Origin of the sequence: Kribbella yunnanensis (genome assembly GCF_039529655.1) — a bacterium.
Classification (GTDB): Bacteria; Actinomycetota; Actinomycetes; order Propionibacteriales; family Kribbellaceae; genus Kribbella; species Kribbella yunnanensis.
In genome coordinates, this window is record NZ_BAAANF010000004.1 from 120,154 (window position 1) to 135,745 (window position 15,592).

The following is a 15,592-nucleotide window of genomic DNA, read 5'->3' on the forward strand; positions in this document are numbered from 1 at the left end:
TGCGGCCGAACCACCTTCCCCAAACCGGTTTGGGGTGGATCTGCGACGGATTCAGGGGGTGGATCCTCCCCGAATGCCCTCGGGGATGGTGCGTTTGCTCCCCGAACCGGTTTGGGGAGGAAATTGGGCCGGGCAGGGCGAATATCCACCCCAGCCTCCAGCAACGGTCACTGTCAGGCGACGGAACCTCAACTTCCCCAGCCATAGCCCGTCAGCCCCAAGCAACGTGGAACCGCGGTCGCCGGGCCTCGCCATCCACCTCGGCCACGGCGGCGGCCAGCCACGCTGTCTTTCAGATCGGCCGGTCGCGGTGATCAGCCACAGCGCACGTCCCCGGCCGAGAATCTTTCGGTCTGCACCCCCGACTCGACCGCCAAAGGCGGCCGACAAAGCAAGAGGGCTAGCGGAGCGGGTGGCTGGGCTGGATGGCGAGGTCGGCGACCGCGGTTCCACGCTGCCTGGGGCTGACGGGCTGTAGCTGGGGTGGGTGCCGCCCGAGTTCTGCGTTGTCCGATGGATTTGGGGGACTCGGTGACGAGAATCCATCGGATAACGCACCCGGGCAGCCCCGGGCCCCCGAGGTCGCGAGCGCGAGTCACCTTGAGCGCCCATCGACCACACGCGCCCGCCGAGACGGTCGAGCCGTGCTCAAGGTCGCCCCGACCACCTCACCTTGAGCACCGATCGACCACCGTCCGGGCGCGCATGTGGTTGAGCCGTGCTCAACGTCGTACTGGCTCGTGTCGAGGGCGAGTGTGGCGCGGTACGGCCGGGTTGGGGAGAGCTACCCACCCGAATCGGCAGGTAGGACTCCCCATCCCTTGGAACTAGGCCTTCACTTTCGAGGCGACGGAATCGGGCATTGGTTCGTAGCGGGCGAACTGGCGGCTGAACGTTGCCGCGCCGTGGGACAGGGATCGCAGGTCGATGGTGTAGCGGGTGATCTCCACCTGCGGCACCTCGGCCTTCACCAGGGTGCGATCGTCGCCGACCTTGTCCGTCCCGAGTAGTCGCCCGCGCCGCCCCGACAAGTCGCTCATCACCGGCCCGACCAGCTCGTCCGGTACCAGCACCGACACCAGGTCGACGGGTTCGAGCAGGCTGACCTTCGTCGCCGCCGCGGCCTCGCGCAACGCGAGCCCGCCGGCCATCTGGAAGGCCATGTCCGACGAGTCCACGCTGTGCGCCTTGCCGTCGAGCAGCGTGACCCGGATGTTGACCATCGGGAACCCGGCCGCGCAGCCCTTCTGCATCTGCGCCCGCACGCCCTTCTCGACGCTCGGGATGAACTGCCGCGGTACGGCGCCGCCGACCACCTTGTCGACGAACTCGAACTCCGACCCACCGGGCAGCGGTTCCACCTCGATGTCGCAGACGGCGTACTGACCGTGGCCACCGGATTGCTTCACATGCCGGCCGTGCCCCTTGGCCTTGCCACCGAACGTCTCCCGCAGTGGTACCCGCAACTCCACGGTGTCCACCGTCACGCCGTACCGGTTCGAGAGTGCATCCAGTACGACGTCCGAGTGCGCCTCGCCCATGCACCACAGCACGATCTGGTGAGTCTCGGGGTTCTGCTCGATCCGCAGTGTCGGATCCTCAGCCGCCAACCGCTGCAGACCGGCACCGAGTTTGTCCTCGTCGGTCTTCGCGTGCGCCTGGATCGCGATCGGCAGCAGCGGCTCGGGCATCGTCCACGGCTTGAGCAGCAGCGGGTCGGCCTTGTCCGACAGCGTGTCGCCGGTCTCGGCCCGCGTCAGCCGCCCGATCGCACACAGGTCTCCCGCGATCACCGTGCCGGCCGGTCGTTGCTGCTTGCCCTGCGGGAACGACAGCGTGCCGATCCGCTCGTCCTCGTCGTGGTCCTGATGCGAACTGCCGTCACCGAAGAAGGACGTGAAATGGCCCGACACGTGAACCGTCGTGTCGGGCCTGATGGTGCCGGAGAACACCCGCACCAGGCTCACCCTGCCGACGTACGGGTCCGAGGTCGTCTTCACCACCTCGGCGAGCAGGGGACCGCTTGGATCGCAGGCGAGCCCCTTGCGCGGCACGCCGTGTGGCGAGAACACCTCGGGCAGCGGATGCTCGGGCGGCGACGGGAACCCGCTGGTCGCGACTTCGAGCAGTTCGTGCAGGCCGACGCCGGAGCCGCTGCAGACCGGGATGACCGGGAAGAAGGAGCCGCGCGCGACCGCACGCTCGAGATCCTCGATCAGCACCTTCTGGTCGATCTCCTCGCCACCGAGGTAGCGCTCCATCAACGACTCGTCCTCGGACTCCTCGATGATCCCCTCGATCAACGTGCCCCGAAGCTCCTCGTACGACGGGTCGGGCGTCGACAGCAACCCGATCAGCCCGTCGTCGGCCGGGAGATACAGCGGCAGCACCTTGTCGCCGAAGGTGCCCTGGGCCGCGGCCAGCGCGTTGGCGAAGCTCGCCCGGGCGTGGTCGAGTTTGGTGATCACGACGGCCCGCGGCATCCCGACCTGGTCGCACTCCTGCCAGACCGCGCGGGTCGGCTCGTCGACCCCTTCGTTGGCCGCGATCACGAACAGCGCGCAATCGGCCGCTCGGAGCCCGGCCCGCAGTTCGCCGACGAAATCGGCGTACCCGGGGGTGTCGATCAGGTTCAGTTTGATGCCGTTGTACGGCAGCGAGGCCAGTGCGAGCCCGACCGACCGCTGTTGCCGGGCCTCGGCGTCGTCGAAGTCGCAGACCGTCGTTCCGTCCAGGACGGTGCCGGGTCTGGTCAGGACTCCGGAGGCCACCAGCAGGGCCTCGACGAGCATGGTCTTGCCGGAACCTGACGGTCCGACGAGCACCACGTTGCGAAGGGCGGCCGGGCTGTCCACAGCGGGCGCGGCTCCGGCGCCCGGAGAAGTCTTGTCTGCCATGACGTTTCCTCCTGGGTCATCCACCATTCCCCTATCGGTCCCTTTGCACAAGCCCCATCGGGCGGCCTCCCACTGCCAGACCCCGGCGGTCGATAGTGTCGCGGCCATGCGTAGGGCACTCGGGGTCGTCATCAGCCTGCTCGTCACCACGCTGGCTCTGGCCGGCTTCGCGCTGCCCGCGTCGGCGGCGGCCGGTGACGAGGTGCGGGCCTTCACGATCGACTACACGGTCGGCAGCGACGGCGTACTGCACGTGAAGGAGACGATCGCCTACCACTTCGGCAGCTACGGGCGGCACGGGATCTACCGCGATCTGGTGATCCGGGAGCCGTGGCTGGACGACCAGGCGAAGGACCAGAAGTACGAGGTCTCGAACATCAAGGTGGACAGTCCGACCAAGGCGCCGGACGCGTTCGACACCGAGACGACGAAGGAGAACGGTCAGCGCGACCAGATCCTCCGGATCAAGATCGGCGAAGAGGACAAGACGATCTCCGGCCAGGATGCGACGTACGTGATCACGTACGACGTCCGCGGCGCGCTGCGGCACTTCGCCGATCACAGTGAGCTGTACTGGGATGCGACCGGCTCGGCGTGGGAAGCGCCGATCAAGGCGGTCACGGTCAACGTGACGGTCCCGCAGGGCGTGCAGCAGGTGGAGTGCTTCACCGGCCGTGGCGGTTCCACCGCGAAGTGCCCGCAGAAGTCGGTCGTGGCCGGCAAGGGTGTCTTCAAGGCGGCCGGCCTCCCGCAGGGCTCGCAGCTCACGATTGTCGCCGGGATCAAGGCCGGCACGGTGCAGAACGACACCCCGATCGTGGTCGATCCGCCGGACTGGCTGGAGCGCAACGGCCTGAACATCCCGGTGCTGATCGGCTCGGGCGCTGTCAGCCTGTTCGCGCTGATCGTGGCGGCGATCTACGCGGCGACCGGGAACAAGGACCAGCGGTTCGCCGGGATGCCGCCGGGGACCTTCCCGCCGGGCGGGGTCGCCGCCGTACCGGAGAAGAACACGCTCGACGACGACCAGATCCCGGTCGCCTTCGCGCCACCGCGCATCCCGGTCGCCGAGGCCGGTCTGCTGGTCGACGCCAAGGCCAACACCACCGAGGTCGCCGCGACGCTGATCGACATGGCCGTCCGCGGCGGTGTCCGGATCGAAAACGACGGCAGCGACCGCCGAGCCGTCTTGCTGGACGGCAGCGTCGCCACTGCGCCGCACGAGCAGGCGCTGCTGCAGGGCATGTTCCCGGGCCTGGTCCCGGGCGCGTCGGTCACGCTCGAACGACGTCCGGTCGGCGACACCTCGATGGCGCAGACGGCCACCGCGATGCTGGACGCTCTGCGGGACCAGGTGGCGCAGCGGGAGTGGCACACCCGGCTGCCGTCCAAGATCGGCACCCGCGGCGGCTCAGTCTTCAAGTCCGGCACGGGCTGCGGCTGCATCACCCTGATCGCGTTCTGGGTCTTCGGCGCCGGAATCGCCGGTACGGCGCCCGCCGCCAACACAGGTGGATTCGACGGCCCGGTGGCGACCGCCGTACCGGTCCTGATCGTGATCATCGCGATCGCGACCTGGGTGCGGATCCGCGCCCGCGGCCAGCGCACCCCGGCCGGGCGTGCGGTCAGCGACCAGGTGATCGGCTTCCGGAAGTACCTGGCCACCGCCGAGGCGGAGCAGTTGCGCTTCGAGGAGGGCGAGGACATCTTCAGCAAGTACCTCCCGTGGGCGATCGCGTTCGACCTGGCCGACCGCTGGCAGAAGGTCTGCCGCAAGCTCGTCGACGCCGGCCAGTTGACGCCCGATCCCTACTGGTACGTCGGCCCGTCGTACTACACCTCTGGTTGGACCGCGGGCAACGTGAGCTCGACTGTCGCGCAGACGTTCCAGCCGCCGCCCACGCCGTCGAGCAGCGGTGGCGGCGGCGGTAGCTCGTCCGGGTTCAGCGGTGGTTCGTCAGGCGGCGGTGGCGGTGGCGGAGGCGGCGGGTCCTGGTAAGCGTCATGCGCAGAGCACTCGCGGTCCTGGCCTGCACGCTGCTGTCCGTGGTCGCCTTCGCGGCGCCCGCCTCGGCAGAACCCGGTGACCGGGTCACCCGATTCGAGATCGACTACACGGTCACCGCGGACGGCGTACTGCACGTCAAGGAGTCGATCGACTACGACTTCAGCGGCATCGACCGGCACGGGATCTACCGCGACCTGGTGATCCGCGAGCCGTACGTCACTGACCGGTCGAAGGATCAGCAGTACGACGTCTCGAACATCCAGGTGTCGTCACCGAACGCCTCGGCCGAGTTCTCCACGTCGACCACGAAGACGAACAGCGATCGCAACCAGGTCCTCCGGATCAAGATCGGCAGCTCCGGCAAGACGATCCGCCGGATGGAGGCGACGTACCAGCTGAGCTACGAGGTGCGGGGTGCACTGCGGCACTTCGCGGACCACAGCGAGCTGTACTGGGACGCGACTGGTTCCGGTTGGGACGCCGTACTGAACCAAGTCGATGTCGGCGTGACCGTCCCGCGCGGCGTCCAGCAGGTGCGTTGCCTCACCGGACCGGCAGGCTCCACGCAGCAATGCGAGACCGCACGGATCGTCGGCGGCAAGGCCCTCTACTCCGAGACTGGTGTCGGGCGTGGCGAGCAGGTCACGATCGTCGCCGCGATCCCGGCCGGAGCCGTCACCAACGATGCGCCGATCCTGGTCGATCCGCCGGGGTTCCTCGATCGCAACGGGTTGAGCGTCCCCGGGTTGATCGTGTCGGCGCTGATCACGGTCGCCGCCTTCGTCACGCGCAAGCTGTACGCCGCTCGTGGCGGTCGCGACCTCCGGTACGCCGGCCTGCCGCCAGGCACGCTGCCACCCGCGGGCGAGACGGGCCGGACCGTCAAGAACACGATCACCGATGACCAGATACCGGTCGCGTTCTCGCCGCCCCGGGTCCCAGTCGCCGAAGGTGGCCTGCTGCTCGACGCGAAATCCGACTCGACCGAGATCGCCGCGACCCTGATCGACCTCGCCGTTCGGGGCGCGCTGCGCATCGACAACAGCGACAAGAAGCGCAAAGCCGTCCTCGTCGATCCCGACCTGGCCACGACTCCGCACGAGCAGCGACTGCTCAAGGGACTATTCCCGTCGCTGAAGGTCGGCAAGGAAGCCAGACTCGAGCAGCGCGACCCCGGCGACAGCTCACTCGCGATGGCCGCGAACGGGACTGTCGACGCCATCCGCAAACAGGTCTCCGAGCGTGGCTGGTACACGCGGATGCCGGCCCCGTCGAAACTCGGCGACCCCCATGTGGGCATCTGGCTGGTGACCGGATTCTTCGCAGTCTTCGGAATCATCATCCTGATCATCACCCTGGTGCGCGACGGGCTCCCGAGCTGGACCGGCCCACTCGTCGCGATCGGCCTGCCCGCGATCGCGCTGCTCAGCCTCGGCATCACCCTGCTTCGCAAACGCCGCCAGGGCCGACGGACCGCCGCCGGACGCGCGGTGACCGATCAGGTGATCGGCTTCCGGACGTACCTCACTACCGCCGAAGCGGACCAGCTCAAGTTCGAGGAGGGCGAGGACATCTTCAGCAAGTACTTGCCCTGGGCCATCATCTTCGGCATCGCCGACCACTGGCAGCAGGTCTGCAAACAACTCGTCGCGGCCGGCCGCCTCACCCCCGATCCGGGCTGGTACGTCGGCCCGTCGTACTACGACTCAGGCTGGTCGCCGAACCTGATGACCGGCGCCGTGGCCAGCACGTTCAGCGAACCGGCCAGCCCGTCGACGAGCAGTGGTGACGGTGGCGGCTCGTCGTCGGGCTTCTCCAGCGACAGCTCGTCTGGTGGCGGTGGGGGAGGCGGAGGCGGCGGGTCCTGGTAGCGGTCAGACCCGGCTGAGCCACTCGCGGATGAGCGCGTCGAACAACTCAGGCTGCTCGATCTGCAGGTTGTGCCCAGCCACATCCAGTACGGCGAACGTCGCGCGCGGGTAGTGGGGGAGCAGCACGTACTGATCCTCGAACCCGACCACCGCGTCCTGTCGCCCACACACGATCAGCGTCGGCCGCTCATACGGCGGTCCCGATTCGGGGTCAATGGAGAGCTCGCGCTTCTTGAGGATTCGCTCGAGCGCCACGGTGTCCGCGGCCGCCAGTCCGGGCGCGATGTCCCGCCGGTACGCCGCCAACGCGGCCGCCGTCTCGACCACCGCGAGGTCGGTGAAGTCCTCGTCCGGTCCGAGTGATTCGCGCACACCAGGTTCGGACCGCAGTACGACGTGCTCCGGGACTCGGCGATCCGCGTTCTCCACCACTGTTCCGATTGGACAGATCATCGCGAGCCCGGTGACCTGCGCCGGCCGGGAACGGGCGATCGCGCGGGCGAGGTAGCCGCCGTACGACTCGCCGATCAGCAGGAACGGCTCAGCGCCGATCTGCTCGTCGATGAACGCCTCGACCGCGGCGAGGATCCCGTCGGAGCTGTCGATGTCGCCCGCCGGGCTCTGGCCCATCGCGGGCAGATCGGGGTAGATCCGCCGGTAGCCGGTCAGGCCTTTGAAGACAGGTTCCAGGCAGCCGGTCATCAACCGGTGGTCGGGAGTCCAGCCGTGCAGCGCGAGCACCGGGGTGCCCTCGCCGTGGATCACGTGATGCAGGGTCATTGCGATCGCTTTCTGTCGGGGGTGCGTGCCTATAGTCGCCTCATGTCGAGTCACGCGCCTGCTCCCGATGCTGCCATCCTGCGTTCCCGTGTCGACCGCGCCCGTACGGCGGCCGCTGGTACCGGACTGTTGATTGCCCCCGGCTCCGACTTGCGGTACCTGATCGGCCAGGGCGGCGGGTCGTTCGAGCGGCTGACCACGCTGGTGATTCCGGCCGACGGCGTACCGGCGTTGGTGGTGCCGAAGCTGGAGGCACCTGGGTATGTCGACGTACCGATGGAGGAGCTTGGGATCGAGGTCGTCACGTGGGTGGACGGCGATGATCCGTATGCGTTGGCTGCTGACCGGTTGAGCGGTGCGGACCGGGTCGCGGTCAGCGACTTCACCGCGGCGTTGCACGTGCTCGCGTTGCGGACGGTATTGCCCAAGGCTGAGCAGGTGTTGGCTGGTCCGATTCTGCGGGAGCTGCGGATGCGGAAGGACGCGGCTGAGATCGACGCGCTGCAGACGGCTGGTGCGGCGATCGACCGGGTGCACGCGCGGGTCGGTGAGTGGTTGCGGCCGGGGCGGACCGAGGCCGAGGTCGGGGCGGACATCGCGGCCGCGATCGTCGAGGAGGGGCATACGGAGGCCGACTTCGTCATCGTCGGCAGCGGGCCGAACGGCGCGAGTCCGCATCACTCGGTGTCGGATCGGGTGATCGAGTCCGGTGACGTCGTGGTGGTGGATATCGGTGGGCCGATTGCGGAGGGATACTTCTCGGACTCGACCCGGACGTATGCCGTGGGGACTCCGCGGGATGCGGACGTTGCGGCGACGTACGCCGTACTGCAGGAAGCGCAGCAGGCTGCGGTGGATGCGGTGCGGCCGGGTGTGACTGCTGAGTCGATCGACGCGGCTGCGCGTGAGGTGATCGCGGCGGCCGGGTTCGGTGAGTACTTCATCCATCGGACCGGGCACGGGATCGGGCTCGACGTTCACGAGGAGCCGTACATCGTCGCCGGGAATGAACTGCTCCTCGAACCGGGGATGGCGTTCAGCATCGAGCCGGGGATCTACCAGCCGGGCCGATGGGGCGCGCGGATCGAGGACATCGTCGTGGTCACCGCGGACGGCGTCGAGCCGATGAACCGCCGGCCGCGCGAGCTGATCGTGCTCTAGGGGGTCAGCTGGCGCGGAAGGTCTTGCGGTAGGCGAGGGGCGAGACGCCGAGCTCGGAGCGCAGGTGGTGCCGCAGGGAGGCCGCCGTACCGAGGCCGGCGGCGGTGGCGATCCGGTCGACGGACAAGTCGGTGGTCTCCAGCAGGTGGCAGGCGTGCCGGATGCGCTGCTGCATCAGCCACATGCCCGGCGACTGCCCGGTCTCGGCCTTGAACCGGCGGCTGAAGGTCCGCACGCTCATCCGGGCGTGCGCGGCCATCGCCTGCAGGCTCAGATCCCGGTCGAGGTGATGCAGCGTCCAGGCGCGGGTGGGCGACGTACCGTCGCTGCCTTCGTCCGGTACGGCGCGTTCGATGAACTGCGATTGCCCGCCATCACGCCACGGCGGGACCACGCAGGCGCGGGCCGCGCGGTTGGCGACATCGCTGCCGAAGTCGCGGCGGATCAGGTGCAGGCAGAGGTCGACCCCGGCGGCGAGACCGGCCGAGGTGAGGATGTCGCCGTCGTCGACGAACAGTTGTTCCTCGCGCAATTCGACCTGTGGGTAGCGCTCGCGGAACAACTCGGCGCGCTTCCAGTGCGTGGTCGCCGGCCGTCCGTCCAGATACCCGGCCGCGCCGAGCACGAAGGCCCCTGTGCAGATCGAGGCGACCCGCGTGCCCGGGCGGATGGTCGCGAGTGCCGTCGCGAGCGCATCCGGCAGCGTGCCCTCGTAGCGGGGCTGCGGAATGTAGGTGCCCGGGATGATCACGGTGTCGGCCTCGGCCAGGGCTTCGGGACCGTAGTCCGGGATCATGCTGAAGCCGGCCTCGACCCGGACCGGTTCGCGATCGATTCCGCAGACGCGGACGTCGTACAGCTTGGTGCCGTCCGCGGTGCTGGCGGCACCCAGAACGGTCGACGGGATGGTCATGTCGAACCCGACCACCGGCTCCAGGACGAGCACAGCGACGATATGCCTCATGGCCATATCTTGACACATGATGGCGTTCAGGCCACTGGTTCGGCGGCGGCCGAGGCCGCAAAGTAGTCGGGTGACGCAGACTGTGGAGACGAAGAAGCCTGCCCGGGTGCACTTGGCCTGGGCAGTCGCTGCGGTGGGGTTCGTGACGCTGATCGGCGCGGCCGGGTTCCGGTCGGTGCCCAGCGTGCTGCTGGATCCGCTGCATGAGGAGTTCGGTTGGTCGCACGCGACGATCTCGTCGGCGGTCTCGATCAACCTGCTGCTGTACGGCCTGATCTCGCCGTTCGCGGCCGCGCTGATGGACCGCCTCGGTCTGCGCCGGGTGGTCAGCGGTGCGCTGGTGCTGATCGCCCTCGGCAGCGGCCTGACGATCTTCATGAACTCGTCCTGGCAGCTCCTGCTCTGCTGGGGACTGCTCGTCGGCGTCGGCACCGGCTCGATGTCGATGACCTTCGTCGCGACCATCACCGGACGCTGGTTCGTCGAGCGCCGCGGTCTGGTCACCGGCCTGCTGACCGCGGCCGGGGCGACAGGCCAGCTGATCTTCCTGCCGCTCATCGCGAACCTCGCAGCGAACTACGGGTGGCGCACGCCCGCTCTGGTCGCGGCCGGTACGGCGCTGGCCGTCGTACCGCTGGTGCTGATCTTCCTGCGTGACTACCCGAGCGATGTCGGTCTGCGCGCGTACGGTGCCCCCGAGGGCAGTCTTGCCGGGCAGCGTGTGGAAGCGACCGGTAGCAGTGCGCTGCGCGCGCTGAATGCACTCCGTACGGCGGCGCGGCGGCCGGCGTTCTGGATGCTGGCGGGTGGGTTCGCCATCTGCGGTGCCTCGACGAACGGACTGATCGGGACACACTTCGTCACCGCCGCCCACGACCACGGGATGCCGATCACCACCGCGGCCTCGCTACTCGCGCTGGTAGGCGTCTTCGATGTTGGCGGCACGATCCTGTCCGGCTGGCTGACGGACCGCTGGGACCCGCGGTACCTGCTGATCGCCTACTACTCGCTGCGCGGCCTGTCCCTGCTGGTCCTGCCGTCACTGCTCGGGCCGACCGCCCAGCCGAGTGTCTGGGTGTTCATCATCTTCTACGGTCTGGACTGGGTCGCGACCGTGCCGCCGACCGTCGCGCTGTGCCGGGAGTGGTTCGGTGTCGACGGGCCGATCGTGTTCGGGTGGGTGTTCGCTTCGCATCAGATCGGTGCCGCGCTGGCGGCGACTGGCGCCGGTGCGATTCGGGACGTGCAGGGCAGCTACAACCTCGCCTGGTACCTGGCCGGCGGGCTCTGCGCAGCGGCTGCCCTAATGTCCGCAAGCATCGGACGACGAATCGTGGTACCGGCTAACCTGCCGACATGAAGCTGGGGGAGATCGACAAGATTGCTCAGGAGACCGGGTTCTCCGGTGTCGTCCAGATCGACCGGGGCGGGGAGGTCGAGTTCGCTCAGGCGTATGGGCTCGCGAACCGCGCCTATCGGGTGCCGAACACGCTGGACACGAGGTTCGGGATCGCCAGTGGCAGCAAGGGTTTCACTGCGCTGGCAGTGATCTCGCTGGTGCGCGAGGGTGCGCTGGAGTTGAGTACGACGGCTCGATCCCTGCTCGGGAAGGATCTGCCGCTGATCGCGGACGACGTGACGATCGAGCACCTGCTCACGCACACGTCCGGCATCGGCGACTACCTGGACGAAGAGGTCGAGTCCGAGATCACCGACTACTTCATCGGCGCGGCCCACGAACTGGCGACAACCGAGGCGTTCCTGCCACTGCTGGACGGGCACCCGACCAAGTTCCCGGCCGGCGAACGGTTCGCCTACTGCAACGGCGGCTTCGTCGTTCTCGCCCTGCTGGCTGAGCGCGCCAGCGGTGTCGGCTATCACGATCTCGTTCGCGAACGGGTGCTGCGCCCGGCCGGTATGACCCGCACCGATTTCCTGCGCTCCGACGAACTACCCGCCGACGCGGCTGTCGGCTATCTGCCGCTGGATGGCGTCGATCGCTCGAACGTCTTCCACCTCCCGGTGCTGTCCACCGGAGACGGCGGCATCCACACCACGGCCGCTGACATCTCGACGTTCTGGCGGGCGTTCTTCGCCGGCGACATCGTGAGTTCCGTCGAAGAGGTCGTGCGGCCGCGCTGCGACGTACCGGAGGAGTCGAGGCGCTACGGCCTCGGCTTCTGGCTGGACGGTACGACGGACGCCGTGACGCTGGTCGGGTACGACGCCGGCGAGTCGTTCAAGTCCACGCATGATCCGCACACCGGTCTCACCTGCACCGTGTTGTCCAACACTTCACCGGGGGCTTGGCCGATCGCACGTGCCTTCGTCAGCTAGCCTCGACCTAAGTTGAGGTTGTTGTCGGAGGGCGGAGCCGTGGGTGGAGTAGTGGACGTCGAGCCAGGTGAGCTGACGGTCGGACAGTTGGCGCAACGCAGCGGAGTCGCGATCTCCGCACTGCACTTCTACGAACGCCAAAACCTCATCATCAGCCGCCGAACCGCCGGCAACCAACGCCGCTACAAACGCGACACCCTCCGCCGAGTCGCCCTCATCCGCATCGCCCAACGCGTAGGCATCCCCCTGTCCGAGGTCGCCGCCATCCTCGCCCTCCTCCCGGAGAACCGCACCCCCACCCGCCAGGACTGGGAACACATCTCCGAACGCTGGCAAGCCGAACTGGACCGCCGCATCCTCCACCTGGAACAACTCCGAGACGACTTCAAAGACTGCGTAGGCTGCGGCTGCCTCTCCCTCGACCGCTGCGCCCTGGCCAACCCCCACGACGCCCTAGCCGCCAAAGGCCCCGGCCCCCAACGCCTACAAACCCCAACCGGCGCCCCCTGCCACCCCAACCGCTGCGCCTAACCCATTGGGGTTATCCACAGGTGGGTTGGTGTGAACTGGGGAATGGGGGTGGGGGCGTCTAGGGTCGGGGCATGGTTGATGGTGGTGCGGGGTTGGCTCTGAACGCGGCTCGGGCGGGGATTGCCGGTGGGGTGATCCAGGCGATCGCGGGGGAGAGCGCGCGGTTGCGGTCGGATCAGGAGACTGCGGTTGCGGCTTTGTGTGAGCCGGCGGCTCGGGTTCTGGTGGTGCAGGCGACGGGGTGGGGGAAGTCGGCGGTGTACTGGGCGGCTACGGCGATTCGCCGGGCCGAAGGGGCTGGGCCGACGCTCGTGGTGTCGCCGTTGCTTTCGTTGATGCGGGATCAGGTGGGCGCGGCCGGGCGGGCGGGGTTGCGAGCGGCGACGCTGAACTCGAACAACGTCGACGAGTGGTCGGGCATCGAGCAGGACCTGCGCTCCGGAGCGATCGACGTACTGCTGGTTTCGCCTGAGCGGCTGGCCAACCCGGGGTTCGGTCGGCGCGTGCTGGACAGTCTGGCGGGGGAGATCGGTCTGCTGGTGATCGACGAAGCGCATGCCGTCTCCGACTGGGGACACGACTTCCGACCCGACTACCGCCGCGTGTCCGACGTACTGCAGCACCTGAACCCGAAGACGCCGGTCCTCGCGACGACAGCCACGGCCAATGAGCGAGTCACTGACGACGTCGCGCACCAGTTGGGTGAGTCAACGCTTGTACTGCGGGGGCCGCTGGCTCGGTCGAGTCTGCAGCTTGCCGTGGTCGACAGGTTGTCGCCGTTGCAGCGGTTCGCGTGGGTGGTCGATCATCTGCCGAAGCTTCCGGGCTCGGGCATCGTCTACGCGTTGACGGTCGCGGATGCGCAGCGGCTGGCGGCGACGATCCACGAGATCCACGGTCGCGACGTGCCAGTGGCGGCGTACACGGGTGCTCTGGAGGCGGGGGAGCGGGAGAGCCTCGAGGACGCCCTGCGGGACAACCGCCTGAAGGCACTGATCGCAACATCCGCGCTCGGCATGGGATACGACAAACCCGACCTCGGATTCGTCGTCCATGTCGGCTCACCGCCATCGCCGGTGTCGTACTACCAGCAGGTCGGCCGCGCCGGCCGCGGCATCGACCACGCGATCGTCGCCCTGCTGCCGTCCGATGCCGATTCCGGCATCTGGGACTACTTCGCGACGGCAACCATCCCCGTACCGGAGAACGTCAACCGCCTCCTGCACGCCATGCAGGCCTACGGCCCCGACCAGCCGGCCAGCGTCCCCGCGCTCGAAGCCGAGACCGGCCTGCGCCGCACCCGCGTCGAGCTGATGCTGAAGCAGCTCGCGGTCGACGGCGTCACCGAGCGGCTCGAGCGCGGCTGGATCCGGACCGGCAAGGACTGGACGTTCGACGCGGCCCACTACGACGGCATCGTTGCGGTACGACGTCGCGAGGCCGACATCATGCGCGCCTACACCCGCGGCGAACGTTGCCTGATGCAACTACTTCAGGAGTCCCTGGACGACGCCTCCGCCGAGCCGTGCGGCCGCTGCTCAGTCTGCCTCGGTGCTCTGCCCGCCCCGCTCTCTGCGGCGCCAGACGCCGACACTGTCGCGACCGTCACCGGTCTGCTCCGCGGCGAGGTGCATGTTCTCGAACCACGCAAGATGTGGCCCGGCGGTTCGTTCGGCCCGCGCGGCAAGATCCCCGCCAACCTGATGGCCGACCCCGGCCGTTCCCTCATCTACGCCGATGCGCCCGAGTGGCGCGAGGTTCTCGCCGCCGCGTTCGCAGGCGGCCAACCACCCGCCGACGCCCTCGAAGCCCTCCAGGCCGGCGCGGTTGCCGCCCTGTCCCGCTGGCGCAGCACCTGGTCCAGCCGCCCCGAGGTAGTCGTCCCCCTCGCCGCCGCCGGCCACACCGCAGTCGCCGCTGCAGTCGCCGATCGAATCGCAACAGTCGGCCGCCTGGACCGCGCCGACCTGACCATCGATCGCTCCGGCTACACCGACGACCTGTCCTCGGCCGACGAGGCCCGTGTCTGGCGCGACGGCCTCCAGGTCGACGGCACCACCGCTCAAACCATCACCGGTCGCACAGTCCTGCTCCTGGTCGACGCGAGCTCATCGCAATGGCCAGTCACCGTCGCCGCCGCAAAACTCCGCGAGGCCGGAGCGGGTGCCGTACTGCCACTGCTACTGCACAAACGCCCATGATCAGCTGACGAGTGCTGGGGTGGTTTCGGCGAAGGACTTGAGGTCGGACAGCACTGCGGGCCAGCCCGAGCTGATCATTTCGCGGATGGTGCTGCCGGGCTCGAAGCCGCTGTGGGTGACGGTCAGCTTGACCTGACCGTCGACCGGCTCGAGATCGAACGCCACCTGCGACAACGGCTCACTGCTGATCCGCTGGAACAGATCATCCTCGATGCCCGCCTCAGCCGCGAAGTCGGGCGTCATGTGATGCCACGCGTACGCAAGCCGAGTGAAAGGCGAATGCTCCAGCACGACCTGCCCAGGACCCGCCATCGTCGCCTTCCCCATCTTCCACACGATCTCCGAGCCGACTTCCCAATCGGTCTCGAAGTGCAGACCCCAGTACTGCGTCGTGAACTCAGGCTCGGTGAGTGCGCGCCACAGCCGCTCCGGCGTGGTCTTGATATAGGTCGTGTAGACGAAGTCGTTGTCACTCATGGTCTCGGCCTCCAGAGCCGTCTTGAGGTCGGCGAACAGTTGCACCCGCCGACGGTCGTAGCGATTGATCCAGCGATCGGCGATGGCATTGATCGGCTCGGCGTTCAGGTAGTGGTGTTTCTCCCGCCCGCGCCGAACCGTGCTGACGAGGTTCGCGGCCTCCAGTACCGCGAGGTGCTTGCTGACCGACTGCCGCGCCATCGACAGCCCGGCGCACAGCTCGCGCAACGTCTGCCCGTTCTGCGCATTGAGCGCGTCCAGCAGTTGCCGCCGGCTGGGGTCGGCCAGCGCCCGGAAGACCTCGTCGTCCATCCCGCTCCGTTCCATAGGCAGCCGTCCGGCTGCCTGTCCAAAATAGGCAGCCG

Annotated in this window: 11 protein-coding genes; 7 read left to right on the forward strand and 4 right to left on the reverse strand. The window is 68.3% G+C overall.

The features are described from left to right. Window positions 1-827: 827 nt before the first annotated feature. Window positions 828-2,897: an elongation factor G-like protein EF-G2 gene (locus tag ABD231_RS07490; protein WP_344147085.1), complete on the reverse strand. Its 2,070-nt coding sequence runs from the start codon at window positions 2,895-2,897 to the stop codon at window positions 828-830. Between the two features lie 106 nt (window positions 2,898-3,003). On the opposite strand from ABD231_RS07490, the gene ABD231_RS07495 reads away from it, so the two are divergent. Further along, the gene (locus ABD231_RS07495; protein ID WP_344147088.1) at window positions 3,004-4,896 is read left to right on the forward strand and encodes a DUF2207 domain-containing protein; all 1,893 of its coding nucleotides are present in this window, start codon (window positions 3,004-3,006) and stop codon (window positions 4,894-4,896) included. Between the two features lie 5 nt (window positions 4,897-4,901). Further along, window positions 4,902-6,776 carry a DUF2207 domain-containing protein gene (locus ABD231_RS07500; protein WP_344147091.1) on the forward strand — a complete coding sequence of 625 codons (1,875 nt, stop codon included), beginning with the start codon at window positions 4,902-4,904 and terminating at the stop codon, window positions 6,774-6,776. A 3-nt stretch (window positions 6,777-6,779) separates the two neighbouring features. Here the strand turns inward: ABD231_RS07500 and ABD231_RS07505 are convergent, their stop codons facing one another. Further along, window positions 6,780-7,556 (reverse strand): alpha/beta fold hydrolase, encoded by a 777-nt coding sequence (locus tag ABD231_RS07505; protein ID WP_344147094.1) that lies wholly within the window; start codon window positions 7,554-7,556, stop codon window positions 6,780-6,782. A 42-nt stretch (window positions 7,557-7,598) separates the two neighbouring features. Here ABD231_RS07505 and ABD231_RS07510 point away from each other — a divergent pair, with 42 nt between their 5' ends. Then, on the forward strand, window positions 7,599-8,717 hold the full coding sequence (locus ABD231_RS07510) for a M24 family metallopeptidase (protein ID WP_344147097.1): 1,119 nt from the start codon (window positions 7,599-7,601) through the stop codon (window positions 8,715-8,717). Window positions 8,718-8,721: 4 nt separating this feature from the next. On the opposite strand, the gene ABD231_RS07515 is transcribed toward ABD231_RS07510, so the two are convergent. Then, window positions 8,722-9,681 (reverse strand): GlxA family transcriptional regulator, encoded by a 960-nt coding sequence (locus ABD231_RS07515; protein ID WP_344147100.1) that lies wholly within the window; start codon window positions 9,679-9,681, stop codon window positions 8,722-8,724. A gap of 70 nt (window positions 9,682-9,751) precedes the next feature. Between ABD231_RS07515 and ABD231_RS07520 the strand changes: the two genes are divergently transcribed. The 4 genes from ABD231_RS07520 to ABD231_RS07535 all read left to right on the forward strand — a co-directional run bounded on the left by ABD231_RS07520 (window position 9,752) and on the right by ABD231_RS07535 (window position 14,750). After that, window positions 9,752-11,041, forward strand: a complete 1,290-nt coding sequence (locus ABD231_RS07520) for an MFS transporter (RefSeq protein WP_344147103.1) — start codon at window positions 9,752-9,754, stop codon at window positions 11,039-11,041. Further along, window positions 11,038-12,018: a serine hydrolase domain-containing protein gene (locus tag ABD231_RS07525; protein ID WP_344147106.1), complete on the forward strand. Its 981-nt coding sequence runs from the start codon at window positions 11,038-11,040 to the stop codon at window positions 12,016-12,018. The genes ABD231_RS07520 and ABD231_RS07525 overlap by 4 nt, the downstream gene beginning before the upstream one ends. Window positions 12,019-12,069: 51 nt before the next feature. After that, the gene (soxR, locus tag ABD231_RS07530; RefSeq protein ID WP_344147109.1) at window positions 12,070-12,549 is read left to right on the forward strand and encodes a redox-sensitive transcriptional activator SoxR; all 480 of its coding nucleotides are present in this window, start codon (window positions 12,070-12,072) and stop codon (window positions 12,547-12,549) included. 71 nt (window positions 12,550-12,620) lie between these two features. Further along, on the forward strand, window positions 12,621-14,750 hold the full coding sequence (locus ABD231_RS07535) for a RecQ family ATP-dependent DNA helicase (RefSeq protein WP_344147112.1): 2,130 nt from the start codon (window positions 12,621-12,623) through the stop codon (window positions 14,748-14,750). On the opposite strand, the gene ABD231_RS07540 is transcribed toward ABD231_RS07535, so the two are convergent. After that, window positions 14,751-15,539, reverse strand: a complete 789-nt coding sequence (locus ABD231_RS07540; protein WP_344147115.1) for an ArsR/SmtB family transcription factor — start codon at window positions 15,537-15,539, stop codon at window positions 14,751-14,753. It abuts the gene before it with no gap. Window positions 15,540-15,592 lie beyond the last annotated feature (53 nt).

Bases quoted from the DNA above. Each gene is read 5' to 3' on its own strand.
- ABD231_RS07490 (WP_344147085.1), bottom strand. From the start codon at position 2,897: ATGGCAGACAAGACTTCTCCGGGCGCCGGAGCCGCGCCCGCTGTGGAC.
- ABD231_RS07540 (WP_344147115.1), bottom strand. From the start codon at position 15,539: ATGGACGACGAGGTCTTCCGGGCGCTGGCCGACCCCAGCCGGCGGCAA.
- ABD231_RS07525 (WP_344147106.1), top strand. From the start codon at position 11,038: ATGAAGCTGGGGGAGATCGACAAGATTGCTCAGGAGACCGGGTTCTCC.
- ABD231_RS07495 (WP_344147088.1), top strand. From the start codon at position 3,004: ATGCGTAGGGCACTCGGGGTCGTCATCAGCCTGCTCGTCACCACGCTG.
- ABD231_RS07510 (WP_344147097.1), top strand. From the start codon at position 7,599: ATGTCGAGTCACGCGCCTGCTCCCGATGCTGCCATCCTGCGTTCCCGT.
- ABD231_RS07515 (WP_344147100.1), bottom strand. From the start codon at position 9,681: ATGAGGCATATCGTCGCTGTGCTCGTCCTGGAGCCGGTGGTCGGGTTC.
- ABD231_RS07535 (WP_344147112.1), top strand. From the start codon at position 12,621: ATGGTTGATGGTGGTGCGGGGTTGGCTCTGAACGCGGCTCGGGCGGGG.
- ABD231_RS07505 (WP_344147094.1), bottom strand. From the start codon at position 7,556: ATGACCCTGCATCACGTGATCCACGGCGAGGGCACCCCGGTGCTCGCG.
- ABD231_RS07500 (WP_344147091.1), top strand. From the start codon at position 4,902: ATGCGCAGAGCACTCGCGGTCCTGGCCTGCACGCTGCTGTCCGTGGTC.